Genomic DNA, 13,669 nt, shown 5'->3' on the forward strand with positions numbered 1-13,669 from the left:
TTTGATCTTCGGTGCGACATCGATCTGGTGTGGGAGCGAGCCTGCTCGCGAAGGCATCCTGTGAGCGACTAGAATGCTGGCTCTTTCGAGCACAGTCAGGCGCCAATGCTTTTCCCGTCCTCCAACGGGCTACTCCAAGCCCCTCTAGAACCCCTTCACCTCGACTGGCTCAAAACTGCCGGCATCGAAGTCGCGACCCTGCGCCTGGACCAGATCGACCCGCTGATCAGCGGCAACAAGTGGTTCAAACTCATCGAACACCTGAAGATGGCTGACCTCGCCGGTGCCAAAGGCATCATCAGTCTGGGCGGTGCTCACTCCAATCATCTCCACGCACTGGCGGCCGCAGGTAAGCGTTTCGGTTTCAGTACCGTTGGCCTGCTGCGCGGTCATCCGCAAGACACGCCAACGGTGAACGACTTGCAGGCCTTCGGCATGCAATTGCACTGGCTGGGTTATGGCGGTTATCGCGCGCGGAATGAAGCGGGCTTCTGGCGCCCATGGCAGGCGCAGTACCCGGATCTGCATCCAGTGCCTGAAGGTGGTGGCGGTTTGCAGGGGGCAAAAGGCTGCATGCAGCTTAAAGCGAGGGTCCACGAGCAGCTGAACGGTGTGGGCTGGAGCGGTTACGACGGCTGGTGGCTGGCCTGTGGAACCGGTACGACGCTGGCCGGCCTGGTATTGGCCGAGGCGGGAGAGCATCCGGTTTACGGTGCGTTGGCAGTGCCCGACGATCACGGCGTGGCGCAGCAGGTCGAATCGATTGTGCAAGCAGCGGGTTTGCCGCCTTCAGATTACCAACTGTTCGACGCCAGCCGGGGAGGCTTCGCCAAAGTCGATCCACTGTTACTCGAATTCATCGAGCAGACCGAACTGGCCAGCCGCATTCCTCTGGAGCCGCTGTACACCGGGAAAGCACTGCTGATGCTCAAGCAGCAAGTCGAAGCCGGAAGATTCGAAAAGGGAACGCGTCTGATCTTCATCCACACCGGCGGTTTGCAGGGCCGCCGGGGGTTTCAATGACAGGCCGGAGTCAGCCGCGTTTGGGCATCATCCGCAGAAGTGTGTTATCGCCCACCACATAATGGTGATAAAGCCCGGCCACGGCGTGCAGGCCGATCAGCCAGTAACCGATGGTGCCGCCGAGCACATGCCAGTGCTCGATTTGCCTGGCCAGTGCCTTGTCCTCCGACACCAGTAATGGCAGGTCAAAGCCGTAGAACATTACCTGCTGGCCCTTGGCGCTGGTGACCAGCCAGCCCAGAATCGGCATTGAAATCATGAAAATGTACAACGCCCAATGCATCACCCGGGCGAGTGTGGTTTGCCAGTGAGGTGAGGCGGGGAAAATCTGCGGTGCCGGGCCCAGGCTGCGGGCGAATAATCTGAACCAGACCAACACAAACACCGTTAAGCCCAACATGTAGTGCGTTTCGGTGATCAGCGCTCGTCCGCCACTGCCTTTGGGAAAAATCCCGCGAAATTCGATACAGGCGTAGACCAGCACCAACAGCACCAGCATCAACCAGTGCAAAACGATCGATACAGTGCTGTAGCGCGAGTGGGAGTTTGTCCACGGCATACGGTGTTCCTCACAGGTCAGGTCTAGCCACCGTTCTTGTTTGGCGGTGTGCTGTAACTGTAATCCTGTTTCACCGGGTTTGCCCGAGGCCAATGGTCGTTGAATGCTCTGGTTCAGGTGATAGACAGCAAAACGGCGCCCGTTCTGGTCAGGAACGGGCGCTTTTTTGAGACAGGGAGGTGTTTTTAGCTGCTTTGCGGCATCTCGCCGTTGGTCAAACGCTTATTGATATCGGCAATCACTTCCGGCAAATCGGTGATGGTGTCAATCATATAATGTGGCCGTGAGCTTACGAACATGGCATGGATACGCTTGCGTTCGCTGGCCAGGGTGTCGCTGCTCAGGGCGCGAAAGCCTTCGTAGTCCAGGCCCAGCGCGTTGCCCGAGCAGATCAGCGCCACGGTCCACATGCCTGCGCGACGACCTTCGAGGATGCCCGGCACGGTGTCGTCGATCTTCACACACGCCGCGACATCGTCGATGCCCAGGGCGATGACGTTAGCCAACGCTTGGGCCGGCCATGGGCGGCCGTTCGGCACTTCGTCGGTGGCGACCACGTAGTCGGCGATATAGCCATTGGTGGCGGCCAGTTCAACCACTTTGTCCATGACCTGTTTCGGGTAGCCGGAGCAGGAGCCGATTTTGATCCCTTGCTGGCGCAGGTTGGCGATGGTGTCCAGCGCCCCCGGAATCAATGCCGAGTGCTCGGCGATTTTTTCGATTTGCAGCGGCATGAAGCGTTTGTAAATCGCGGTGACATCATCGTCGGTCGGCGTGCGGCCGAATACCTTGCGATAACGTTCGGCGACTTCCGGCTGATCACACAACGTGCGAATGTGATCCCATTTGCCCATGCCCATAGGCCCGCGAGCTTCTTCAATGGACACCTGGACGTCGAACTCGGCGAAGGCTTCGACAAAAATCTGCGTCGGCGCGAAAGAACCGAAGTCGACGACGGTGCCGGCCCAGTCGAGGATCGCAGCTTGCAGTTTAGTTGGGTTTGCGTAGTTCATAATGATCAAATCCTGTAGTCGGGCAATGGTGATCCCCGTAGCAGCTGTCGAGCCCCAGCGAGGCTGCGTTCGGCTGCGAAGCAGTCGTAATCCCTGTCAGCGAGGTCTACCTGAAACACCTAGGTGGACGGTTTTACGACTGCTTCGCAGCCGAACGCAGCCTCGCAGGCTCGGCAGCTGCTACAGGTAAGTCAGATTTCGAGTACTTCCATTTCCAGCAATGCTTCGGCGACCGCTGCCACGGCAGCGTGCATCTCGGCCTGGTTGACGTGTCCGATGCAGCCGACACGGAAGGTTTCGACTTGGGTCAATTTGCCCGGGTAGAGGATGAAACCCTTGGCTTTGACACGTTCGTAAAAATCCTTGAACTGGTAGCGCGGGTCTTTCGGTGCGTGGAAAGTGACGATGATCGGCGCCTGAATCGCGGCGGGCAGGAAGCTGCGCAGGCCCAGCCTGGCCATGTCATCCAACAGCACTTTGCAATTGTCGGCGTAGCGTTGGTGCCGGGCCGGCAACCCACCTTCTTCGTTGTATTGCAGCAGGGCTTCATGCAGCGCCGCGACTACGTGGGTCGGCGGAGTGAAGCGCCATTGGCCGGTCTTGGCCATGTAGGTGTGCTGATCGAACAAGTCCATCGCCAGCGAGTGCGAGTTGCCGGCGGCATTCGCCAGCGCTTCTTTGCGAGCGAAGACGAAACCCATCCCCGGCACGCCTTCCAGGCATTTGCCCGAGGCGGCAATCAGCGCATCGAAGGGCACCTGTTGCGCATCGATCGGCAGCGCGCCGAAGGAGCTCATGGCGTCGATGATCAGGCGTTTGCCGTGTTGCGCGATAACGTGGGCGATCTCCGGCAGCGGGTTGAGGATGCCGGTACTGGTTTCGCAGTGAATCAGCGCGACGTGGGTGATGCTGGCGTCGGCCTGAAGCAGACGGTCGACGTCGGCGGCGGTGGTCGGTTCGTCTTCGGCGGTTTCAAAGGTGCTGAAGGAACGGCCGAGGACTTCGCAAATTTTCGCCAGGCGTTTGCCGTAGGCACCGTTGATCAGCACCAGGACTTTGCCGTCGCGTGGCACCAGGGTGCCGATTGCTGCTTCGACTGCGAAAGTGCCGCTGCCTTGCAATGGCACGCAGTGGTGGCTGCCGCCGCCGTTGATGATCGCCAGCAATTGTTCGCAGAGGCGGGCGGTCAGTTGATTGAAGCGGTCATCCCAAGAACCCCAGTCGACCATCATCGCCTGACGGGTGCGATACGACGTGGTCAATGGGCCGGGGGTGAGCAGGATGGGTTCGGCAGTACTCATTCTCGTGTCCTCGCAATCGATGGGATGAAGCTACGGGACTTAAATTGCAATTTGCCGTGCTATCAATCAAATTGTTTGTTGTTATGCCAGCCATCAGTGAGGGTTATTCATGAATCTGTTCCAGCTCCGTGCCTTCGATGCGGTGGCCCGTGAGGGCAGCTTCACCCGGGCCGCCGCGCGATTGTTCATCAGCCAACCGGCGGTCACCGGGCACATCAAAGCGTTGGAGGAGCATTACCAAATCACCTTGTTGCGGCGCACCGCGCGAAGGGTGGAACTGACGGAAGAGGGCACCCAACTGGCCGCGATCACTCGCGCGATGTTTGGTCTGGCCGAAGAAGCGCAGGTGATGCTGGAGGCCAACCGACAGTTGTTGACCGGGCGCCTGGAAGTGGCGGCGGACGGGCCGCACATGGTCATGCCGATGCTCGCCAGTCTGCGGGCGAGGTATCCCGGGGTCACGGTGAATCTGCGCCTTGGTAATGCTCAGGAAACCTTGGCGGCGTTGTTGTCCGAGCATGCCGACGTGGCGGTGCTCACCGAAGTCGAGCCGCGCAAGGGTTTGCATTTACAGGCGTTGAGCGAGTCGCGGATATGTGCGCTGGTGCCCGAAAGTCACCCTTGGGCGCAGCGTTCGAAGGGGGTGCCACTCACGGCGCTGGATCAGGTGATCATGGTGTTGCGCGAACCTAGTTCGATTACTCGACGCACGTTTGATTCGGCTTGCGTTCAGGCCAAGATCAATCCGCGAGTGTTGCTGGAGCTGGACAGTCGTGAGGCGGTAACCGAAGCCGTTGCAGCGGATTTGGGGGTGGGCGTGGTGTCGTCGGTGGAAGTCAGCCACGATCCCCGCGTGGTGGCGGTGCCGATTATCGGCGATGGACTGGTGAATCGGCACATGATCGGTTGTATGGAACGGCGGCGGGATTTGCGTTTGATACAGGCGTTTTTTGGCTTGGCGCCAAACAGATAGACCGAGGTGCGGCCTTCGCGAGCAGGCTCGCTCCCACAGGGGTTATGTGAACGCCGCAGATCCAGTGTGTGAGCCTGCTCGCGAAGGGGCCGGACCTGCCTACACAAGACTCTCGCGGACCATCTCCAGAAATGTCGCCACTATTCCGGCAGCGGGGTCGGGCCCTGTCATATGGGCGGGCAGATTCTCGCCTCAATGGTTCAGGGGCTGGACAATGCCTGGACGCGTTCGCCGCCGCGGCCGGCAAGGCTGACAAGGCTGACAAGGCTGACAAGGGTTGAATACGCCTAGCGGTTAACCAGCCAATCGAGCAGCAATCGGGCATCGTTACGGGGCTCGTCAGCGATTCGAGGGGCTGGCGGGGGGCTCGCAGTCGCGCATAGCACCGGACGGTCCGGGTCGCTGTCGAGAAAACTGATGAGCACTTCGCAGCCACCAAGGGGCAGCCGGGAAGGATCGATCCGACCCTCGGGCGTTGCGAAGATAACGGGCAGCCAGATGCCGGAGGATTCGCCGGTATCGGACGCAGGCGTTGGCCACAACCTGACCTGTATCCGCCCGCGTTCATCCTGCGGCGAAGGTTGCCCGGGAGGGCCCAGCACTCGAGCTGTCTGAAAGCCCGGAATGCGCGGTCTGGCGTGTGTGAGCGCAGGCCTGAACACCGTTGACCACGGAATAGCGGTGAACCGATTGGTGTAGCGCCGGACAATGTCGATGCGCTCTTCGGCAAGAATCGACGGCTGTTGGCCCTGATGCCGAATCTCGGTCAGCAGCCACTGATCGTTGAAGGTTGGGAGCGGATGTTCAGACACTTGTACGATTTGCCCGGCGCGCAATTCACTCTGGTTGCTTTGACCCTGTATCTGCCAATGCAGGCAGCGCAGCCGCTCCAGTATCCGACGGCTGGGTTGCTCACTTCGGAGTGGCTGCGGGGTGGAGTGCGCGGCAAGTGGCGGCGAGGTGTGACGCTGGAACAATTCACTGATCACCGGCACATTCAGGTCATGAGGAGGATCGCCATGAAAAGGCATGAGCAGCGGTTCCTGGGGAAAACTCAAACTGTCATCCGCCAGCACCAGCACATGGCCGTCGCGCCGATGTTCGAAGTGATAGTGGATGCCTTCTTCTTCACAGAGCCTTTGCAGGAACGCCAGGTCGCTCTCATCAAACTGAATGCAAAATGCCCGGATGGGGTAGCGCCCGCTCGGTAGCTCAAACCGATAGCTGTCTTCGGGCAGCGCGTTTTCCTCAAGCAACTGGCGCAGGATGGCGGGTACACCGAGTTGATGAAAAACCCGGCGAGAACGCTGACGGTCGAGGTTTTGAAGGTAAGGCACCAGCACCAGGTGGTAGCCGGTCCGGTGCGGGCCGCGATGCTCGCGGCTGGCACTGTGCAGGATGCCGTGAATGCCTGTGTCATCCCCGAAGTTCAAGTACACCGGTTGTTGCAGCAGTCGATCAAGACTTATCGTCGGTGCCAGTCCGATGGCTTCTATGTCGAATCGATAAGGCTGGTTGAGGGCTTCATGGCCACTGAACTGCAACACCTGCAAACTCAACTCGTCGTCGAGCAGTGTCAGGGTGAGGGGACTTTCCTTGTCGTTGTACATCAATTGCGCTTCTGCCAGGGAACACGGGTGCAGAGGGTACGAAACCATTGCCGTTTAGGGACACCGCAAATCGACTTTTCAGAATCGCCCTACAACCGCTGGTGAAGATGTCGATCGTGATGCCGGTGTATAAGTCAGAATTTGTGGTCGATTGCCAACTTTAGGCCGTATAAACTTGGCGCCATGCGTCGGCCAATAGATGTCTCGGCGCCATAGATAAGAGAGTGAGTAAATGGGCGCACAGTGGAAGGTTAAACACAAAGAAGCGGCATCTAACGCCAAGGGCAAGATTTTCGGCAAACTGGTGAAAGAAATCACCATTGCTGCGCGCAACGGCGCCGATGTCGCCACCAACGCACACCTGCGCCTGGTGGTCGAGCAAGCAAAAAAGGCTTCGATGCCACGTGAAACCCTGGAACGTGCGATCAAGAAAGGCTCGGGCCAGCTCGGCGAGACCGTGCAATACCATCGCGTGACCTATGAAGGGTTCGCTCCGCACCAGGTGCCGCTGATCGTTGAATGCGTGACGGATAACATCAACCGCACCGTCGCCGAAATCCGCGTTGCTTTCCGCAAGGGTCAACTGGGCGCTTCCGGTTCGGTGGCCTGGGACTTCAACCACGTCGGCATGATCGAGGCGTCCCCGGACAGCCCTGACGCCGATCCGGAAATGGCGGCCATCGAAGCGGGCGCTCAGGATTTCGAGCCCGGTGAAGAAGAAGGCACCACCCTGTTCCTGACCGAGCCTGCCGACCTGGACGCCGTGCAAAAAGCCCTGCCTGAGCAAGGTTTCACGGTGTTGTCGGCCAAGTTGGGTTATCAGCCAAAGAACCCTGTCAGCGGGTTGAGCGATGAGCAAATGGCTGAAGTCGAAGCGTTCCTGGAAGGCCTCGATAACCATGATGACGTGCAGGACATGTTTGTCGGGTTGGCGGGTTAAGCCGAGCGGCTTGCGATTCTAATTGTGGCGAGGGAGCTTGCTCCCGCTCGGTTGCGCAGCAGCCGTCGCTTTTGGGACGGCTCCGCCGTCCAGCGGGAGCAAGCTCCCTCGCCACAGGTTTTGTATGTGTCTTTAGTTCTTCAGTTGGATGCCGCCAGCTCCCGCACAATCTCGCTGAACCCCGGTCGCGCCAGCACATCCGGCTGACAGCATCGCTGCTGCAACGCCTTCAGCTGCAAACGACCTTCATCGCTCAGTCCCGAGTCGATCCGCTCCAGCAATTCCCCCAGCAACACACCAAACGCTCGCACTTCGATCCGTTGCAATGCACGGCTCTCCAGGCTGTCCGAAGTGGCGTGGAAAGACGCTGCACCAAAGTCCCCCAGCAGGCAATCACCTGATTCGTGCCACAGAATATTGTGGCCATAGAGATCACCGTGGGTGATGCCCTGTTGATGCAGGTGTTCGGCCACCGAGGCGATGCCATTGGCGATTCGCAATGCCACGCCAGCACTGAAGCGGGTGTCGTTGGCATAGATGTCCCGGGTGCAGGACGCCAGACTTGGCAGACTGGCGAGGTTGCGGTAGCTCGGATCGATCAGTTGCATCACCAGCCCGGCCTGGGCGTGTGGATGCTCGACAATCCGTCCTTCGACCCGAATCAGATTCGGGTGGAGGCCGGCGGTGATGCACGCGTTCATTTCGTGCAACGGCGAGCCGTCGCTGGTCATTTCGCCTTTGTAGAGTTTGACCGCGACCTGCATGGCCGGCTGCCCCGGTCGATCCCAAGTCGCCCGATGAATCACCCCCGAAGCGCCTTCGCCCAGTTGCTGTTCCAGGCGCAGACCCGACCAAGGGATGTTCGCCGTTGCTTCAAGGGCGGCCGCATCGGCTTCGGTTTCCAGCGGGTTACCGGCGTAGGCCAGCCAGGTCAGGCTCGGCAGGGACAGCAACCACTCGGGTAGCTCGGTCAGCTGGTTGGCGGCGATGCGGATCAATTCGAGTCGATGGCAATGACGCAAGCTTTCGGGCAAGTGCTGCAAGCAGTTACCGGCCAGCATGAGTTTTTGCAGGTGCGGGCGTTCACCCAGCTCAGGCGGCAGCTCCGTGATGCAGTTGTCGGTGAGGATCAGCCAGCGCAGTAATGGCGGCAGGGCGGCGGCCGGCACTTTTTCGATGCGGTTGGCTTTGAAGCCGATCATCGACAGCGCGGTGCATTGGCCCAAACAGGCGGGCAGTTCGGTGAACAGATTGTCCGAGCAGAACAGCACGCGCAAACGGGTCAGGCGATGCAGATCGTCCGGCAGGCTGCTCAGGGCATTGCCACTGAGGTTGAGCACCTCCAGCGAATCCGCCAGGTCGAAGATTTCCCGGGGGAACTCCGTCAGTCCGCAGACGAGGTCCAGGCGGGTAGCGCCCGTCAGTGTGCCGGCGCGCAGTTGTGCGAGGGTATCCATGAACAAATTCACTTCTAATCGGGAAGAGGGCTCGAGGGGCCCGAAATGGGCGACATGATAGCGGGAAAGATGTGTTGCTGGTGAGGCCGTCTTCGCGGGCAAGCCTCGCTCCTACAAGCGAAGGGGCCAGCGGCCAAAACCGAAAATATGCATCAGACCGGCTCTCGGACTTCCACCAACTGCCCCAACCGGCTACGCGTGCGCGCCAGGTCGATGGCATCCCCGCCCAGGCTTTCGCGGAGTGATCGCTGTCCGAGCACAATCAAATGCTTGTCCTGATCGTACAAAACATCAATCAGATTGATGAAGCGCTGCTGGGCGGCGATCGAACAATCGGTGAGGTTGGGCAGATCAAAGATGATCCAGTGATCGAAACGCCGGCACAGCTCCAGGTAGTCCATCACCGCCGTCGGGCGATCGCACAGCTGGCTGAAGGCAATGCCGAGGGTCCGATCCTTGCAATATCGGGCTTGAAGATGCCGTGTCCCGACAGCCAGCTCGATGGCGGGCAACGTGGGTTCAGGCAGGCTCAAGGCCTGACGCTGCGCCACCGTGGCCGGCCAGACGTAATGGCCTTGGGTGAACAACTGCTCGGCGTGGGTTCTGACATGGCTACGGTAGTCGTGCGGGCCGCCGACTTCCATGACCTGCATTCGCACGTTGATCAGGTCGATCACCGGCTTGAAGCGCGCATGGTAGAGCGGGTTGGGCAACAAGCCTTCCGGCGGGTAGTTGGACGTGACCAGCAGCAGGATGCCTCGGCGGAACAAGGCTTTGAACAGCCGCGTAATGAGCATTGCATCGCCGATGTCGTGGACATGAAACTCGTCGAAACACAGCACCCGGCAATCGCGCAGCTGTTCATCAAGGGTGGTTGCCAGCGGATCCGATTGATCGCGATGACGGAACATGCCCTGGTGCAGTTGGGCGAAAAATTCATGAAAGTGCAGGCGCTGTTTTTCCGCGAGCGGGATGGCCTGGAAAAAACCGTCGAGCAGCCAGCTCTTGCCGCGACCTACGGCCCCATGCAGATAAAGGCCGGGAAGTGTCTTCGTCGACGTGCCCAACAGCACCGAGGCGTGCTGCGCCATGCAGTCGATCACGCGCTGTTGGCTGTGACTGAGGGTGTATCCCTGGGAATGGGCTTTGTGGTGGAAGTAATCGTGGATGACGCGACCGGACACGGTGCCGCTGGCGTTGGCAGCCGAAGCTGTGCCGAAGAGACGGCGGAGCGCGGACCAGCGCGGTGCGAATCGCGATCGGTTGGGCGGTCGAGCGGCCACTGTGATGTCACCCCGTAATCTTCAGGCAAGCTCCCCGAGCTGCGGCGGCGTAGTGTAACCAAAGGCGGAATAACCCGACCACTGCGGGCAGTGTGTGCGGCGCAAAAGATCGCGGCTTGAGGGCGCGAAGGAAGCGGTTCGCGCAGCCCGGCTCTGCTAGAATCGGTCACCTTGACTTCACGAGGTGCCTCCATGAACGAGCCGATCCGCCTGACCCAGTACAGCCACGGTGCAGGTTGTGGCTGCAAGATTTCTCCCCAGGTGCTAGAGGTGATTTTGGCCGGCAGCGGGGCGCAGAATCTTGATCCGAAACTTTGGGTGGGCAATGCCTCCCGCGATGACGCAGCAGTTTATGCCATCGATGATGAGCGCGGTGTCGTCTCGACCACCGATTTTTTTATGCCGATCGTCGACGACCCGTTCGATTTCGGCCGCATCGCCGCCACCAATGCAATCAGTGATATCTACGCCATGGGCGGCGATCCGTTGATGGCGATCGCGATCCTTGGCTGGCCGGTCAATGTGCTGGCCCCGGAGATTGCCCGTGAAGTCATCCGCGGTGGGCGTTCGGTCTGCGACGAAGCAGGCATTCCGCTGGCCGGCGGGCACTCGATCGATGCACCGGAGCCTATTTTCGGCCTGGCGGTCACCGGGCTGGTGGAAAAGCGCCACATGAAACGCAATGACACCGCCACGGCCGGTTGCCTGCTTTACCTCACCAAACCCCTGGGAATCGGCATCCTCACCACCGCCGAGAAAAAGGGAAAATTGCGCGATGGTGACATCGGGCTGGCCCGTGACTGGATGTGTACCCTGAACAAACCCGGCAGCCGTTTCGGCAAGCTCGAGTGCGTGACCGCGATGACCGATGTCACCGGTTTTGGCCTGCTCGGCCACCTGGTGGAAATGGCCGATGGCAGCAACCTGTCTGCCCGCATCGAATATGACCGTGTGCCGCGCCTGCCGGGTGTCGAGTATTACCTCGACCAGGGTTGCGTTCCAGGCGGGACGCTGCGCAATTTTGACAGCTACGCGAGCAAGGTCGGTCGTCTACAGGAACTGCATAAACGTGTGCTTTGCGATCCACAGACCAGCGGTGGGCTGCTGGTCGCCGTCACCCCTGAAGGCAACGAACAGTTCCTCAAGGTGGCCGCCGAGTTGGGGCTGACCCTGGCGCCGATCGGCGAATTGATTGAGCGACAGAGCCATGCGGTTGAGGTGTTCTGATGTCCATTGAGTTCACCGATTACCGCGACATCTTTCTCAACGATCGGCCAATGATGGATGCCCGCGCACCGGTCGAGTTTCACAAAGGCGCTTTCCCCGGCGTGATTAACCTGCCGCTCATGAACGACCTGGAGCGACAACGGGTTGGCACCTGTTACAAACAGCACGGTCAGCAAGCGGCCATTACGCTGGGGCATCAGTTGGTGTCGGGTGAAATCAAGGCCGGGCGCGTTCAGGCCTGGGCCGATTTTGCCCGGGCGCATCCTGACGGTTATTTGTATTGTTTTCGTGGCGGGCTGCGCTCGCAAATCGTCCAGCAGTGGCTCAAGGACGAGGCGGGTATTGACTATCCGCGGGTCGGCGGCGGCTATAAGGCCATGCGGACGTTTTTGCTGGAGACGATCGATCAGGCGGTTGCCCAATGCGATTTCGTGTTGCTGGGTGGCATGACCGGCACCGGCAAGACTGAAGTGCTCACGCAATTGAGCAACGGACTGGACCTTGAAGGTCACGCCAATCATCGAGGCTCCAGTTTCGGCAAACGCGCGACGGGCCAACCGTCCAACATCGACTTTGAAAACCGGCTGGCGGTGGACGTGCTGAAGAAACGCAACCACGGCATTGAACAGTTTGTACTGGAAGACGAGAGTCGCATGGTCGGCAGTTGCGCCTTGCCGCTGCCACTGTTCCAGGGCATGCAGCAGTTTCCGATGGTCTGGCTTGAAGACAGCCTGGAAGGGCGAGTCGAGAGGATCTTGCGCGATTACGTGGTGGACTTGTGTGCCGAGTTCATCGGCGTATATGGCGATGAAGGCTTCTCGCTGTTTTCCGAGCGTTTGTTGGCGAGTCTGAACAATGTTCAAAAGCGACTGGGCGGCGAACGTCATCGGCGGATGTTGATTTTGATGGAAGACGCGCTGGCGGAACAGGCGAGCAGCGGGACGGTGGACTTGCACCGGAGCTGGATTGAAGGGTTACTCTGCGAGTATTACGACCCGATGTATGCGTTCCAGCGGGAGAAGAACGGGACGCGGATCGAGTTTTCCGGGGAGCGGGGGGCTGTTCTAGAGTACCTGCGGGAGCGTGTTAATCGGCGGGGGTGATGTTGTTTTTGCTGGCCCCTTCGCGAGCGGGCTCGCTCCCACACTGGATCTCAGTGCTGCACCGATCCAATGTGGGAGCGAGCCTGCTCGCGAAGGGGGCGCTATAAATCCTAGAGCAACGCAGCTCCGATCACCCCACTGACCACACCGATCACCATGGTCATCAACGCCACGCTCACCAGCACCTTGGCATCGAAATCCTTGCGCAGCATCAGCAGTGACGGCAGGCTGATGCTCGGCAGGGTCATCAATAGCGCGACAGCCGGGGCGATGCCCATGCCCAGCGTCATCATGGTTTGCACGATGGGGATCTCGGCGGCGGTGGGGATCACAAACAGCGTGCCGATGATCGCCAGCGGCACCAGCCACAACAGGCTGTTGGCCATGGCGCCATCAATGTGCGGAAACACCCAGACCCGCACGGCGCCCAGCACCAGGACTGCCAGGATGTAGATAGGGATGGTGCTCCAGAATAATTGCCACAATGTCCGGCCCCAGCGGGTCAGGAACGGTTGCGAATCCTTTTCGCTGGCGTCGGCCACCGCTTCGACAGCCGCTTCCGGCAACACCTCAGGGCCGGCGATGCGCTGAGCGATCATCGACACACCAAACACCAGAACAATACCCGCCACCAGACGCAACGCCGTGAACCCCCAACCCAACACAAAGCCCATGAACACCAGGGTGGCCGGGTTGAGCACCGGGTTGCCGATCCAGAACGCCAACGCCGCGCCGACCGATACATTCGAACGGCGCATGCCGGCGGCCACCGGGGCGGCGCAGCACGAGCACATCATCCCCGGCAGGGCAAACAGACCTCCGCGCAGGGTCGACGCAAAACCGGCCTGGCCAAACAGGCGCAGCAACCAGTCTCGCGGGATCAGTACTTGCAGGAGAGAACCGAGGATCACCGCCAGCACGGCCGCTTTCCAGATTGCCAGGAAATACACCTTGGCGTAGGTCAGCGCGGCAGTCAGGGGAGCGGTTTGTGCATCGTTGAGAATTGAGGCGCCGATGCTGTGGTTGTCAGCCGCGAGGAACGCTTTTGCGTAATAAGGCGACCATTTGACGTAGTAGAGGCCGATACAGGCCACCAGGATAAACAGGGCGGGTTTCCACCAGAACGACCAACCCCTGGAAGGGACAGCTGCGCTTGAAAGTGACATTGAGAGGTTTCGCT

General features: G+C 59.9%; 12 protein-coding genes and 1 pseudogene. 6 read left to right on the top strand and 7 right to left on the bottom strand.

Annotation, left to right across the window (positions count from 1 at the left end; all coding sequences use genetic code 11):
* Positions 1 to 105 precede the first annotated feature (105 nt).
* Positions 106 to 1,023 carry a 1-aminocyclopropane-1-carboxylate deaminase/D-cysteine desulfhydrase gene (locus ACM6IR_RS20615; RefSeq protein ID WP_414909406.1) on the top strand — a complete coding sequence of 306 codons (918 nt, stop codon included), beginning with the start codon at positions 106 to 108 and terminating at the stop codon, positions 1,021 to 1,023.
* Between the two features lie 10 nt (positions 1,024 to 1,033).
* Here ACM6IR_RS20615 and ACM6IR_RS20620 read toward each other — a convergent pair whose 3' ends face one another.
* The 3 genes from ACM6IR_RS20620 to ACM6IR_RS20630 form a co-directional block, all read right to left on the bottom strand.
* On the bottom strand, positions 1,034 to 1,582 hold the full coding sequence (locus tag ACM6IR_RS20620) for a cytochrome b (RefSeq protein WP_414909407.1): 549 nt from the start codon (positions 1,580 to 1,582) through the stop codon (positions 1,034 to 1,036).
* Between the two features lie 185 nt (positions 1,583 to 1,767).
* Positions 1,768 to 2,595: a phosphonoacetaldehyde hydrolase gene (gene phnX, locus ACM6IR_RS20625; RefSeq protein WP_414909408.1), complete on the bottom strand. Its 828-nt coding sequence runs from the start codon at positions 2,593 to 2,595 to the stop codon at positions 1,768 to 1,770.
* 191 nt (positions 2,596 to 2,786) lie between these two features.
* Positions 2,787 to 3,896, bottom strand: a complete 1,110-nt coding sequence (locus ACM6IR_RS20630; RefSeq protein ID WP_414909409.1) for a 2-aminoethylphosphonate--pyruvate transaminase — start codon at positions 3,894 to 3,896, stop codon at positions 2,787 to 2,789.
* Positions 3,897 to 4,005: 109 nt separating this feature from the next.
* Here ACM6IR_RS20630 and ACM6IR_RS20635 point away from each other — a divergent pair, with 109 nt between their 5' ends.
* Together ACM6IR_RS20635 and ACM6IR_RS20640 are read left to right on the top strand one after the other, a co-directional pair.
* Positions 4,006 to 4,869 (top strand): LysR substrate-binding domain-containing protein, encoded by an 864-nt coding sequence (locus ACM6IR_RS20635; protein WP_414909410.1) that lies wholly within the window; start codon positions 4,006 to 4,008, stop codon positions 4,867 to 4,869.
* Positions 4,870 to 5,010: 141 nt separating this feature from the next.
* Positions 5,011 to 5,103: pseudogene (locus ACM6IR_RS20640) on the top strand (hypothetical protein); the annotation flags it as partial.
* A 53-nt stretch (positions 5,104 to 5,156) separates the two neighbouring features.
* Here ACM6IR_RS20640 and ACM6IR_RS20645 read toward each other — a convergent pair.
* Entirely contained in the window at positions 5,157 to 6,479 is a 1,323-nt protein-coding gene (locus ACM6IR_RS20645) for a type VI secretion system Vgr family protein (RefSeq protein WP_414909411.1), read from the bottom strand.
* Positions 6,480 to 6,711: 232 nt separating this feature from the next.
* Here ACM6IR_RS20645 and ACM6IR_RS20650 point away from each other — a divergent pair, with 232 nt between their 5' ends.
* Positions 6,712 to 7,419: a YebC/PmpR family DNA-binding transcriptional regulator gene (locus ACM6IR_RS20650; RefSeq protein ID WP_414909412.1), complete on the top strand. Its 708-nt coding sequence runs from the start codon at positions 6,712 to 6,714 to the stop codon at positions 7,417 to 7,419.
* A gap of 140 nt (positions 7,420 to 7,559) precedes the next feature.
* Here ACM6IR_RS20650 and ACM6IR_RS20655 read toward each other — a convergent pair whose 3' ends face one another.
* The gene (locus tag ACM6IR_RS20655; protein WP_414909413.1) at positions 7,560 to 8,876 is read right to left on the bottom strand and encodes a leucine-rich repeat-containing protein kinase family protein; all 1,317 of its coding nucleotides are present in this window, start codon (positions 8,874 to 8,876) and stop codon (positions 7,560 to 7,562) included.
* 152 nt (positions 8,877 to 9,028) lie between these two features.
* A complete protein-coding gene (gene zapE, locus ACM6IR_RS20660; RefSeq protein ID WP_414909414.1) occupies positions 9,029 to 10,159 on the bottom strand; it encodes a cell division protein ZapE in 1,131 nt (376 codons plus the stop codon).
* Positions 10,160 to 10,351: 192 nt separating this feature from the next.
* Here zapE and selD point away from each other — a divergent pair, with 192 nt between their 5' ends.
* Positions 10,352 to 11,386 carry a selenide, water dikinase SelD gene (gene selD / locus ACM6IR_RS20665; protein ID WP_414909415.1) on the top strand — a complete coding sequence of 345 codons (1,035 nt, stop codon included), beginning with the start codon at positions 10,352 to 10,354 and terminating at the stop codon, positions 11,384 to 11,386.
* Complete coding sequence (gene mnmH, locus ACM6IR_RS20670; RefSeq protein ID WP_414909416.1) at positions 11,386 to 12,489, top strand: tRNA 2-selenouridine(34) synthase MnmH; 1,104 nt, start codon at positions 11,386 to 11,388, stop codon at positions 12,487 to 12,489. The genes selD and mnmH overlap by 1 nt, the downstream gene beginning before the upstream one ends.
* 110 nt (positions 12,490 to 12,599) lie before the next feature.
* On the opposite strand, the gene ACM6IR_RS20675 is transcribed toward mnmH, so the two are convergent.
* The gene (locus tag ACM6IR_RS20675) at positions 12,600 to 13,655 is read right to left on the bottom strand and encodes a permease (RefSeq protein WP_414909417.1); all 1,056 of its coding nucleotides are present in this window, start codon (positions 13,653 to 13,655) and stop codon (positions 12,600 to 12,602) included.
* Positions 13,656 to 13,669: the final 14 nt, after the last annotated feature.

The organism is Pseudomonas sp. IT-P253 (assembly GCF_949768125.1).
In the GTDB taxonomy this organism is placed as follows: domain Bacteria; phylum Pseudomonadota; class Gammaproteobacteria; order Pseudomonadales; family Pseudomonadaceae; genus Aquipseudomonas.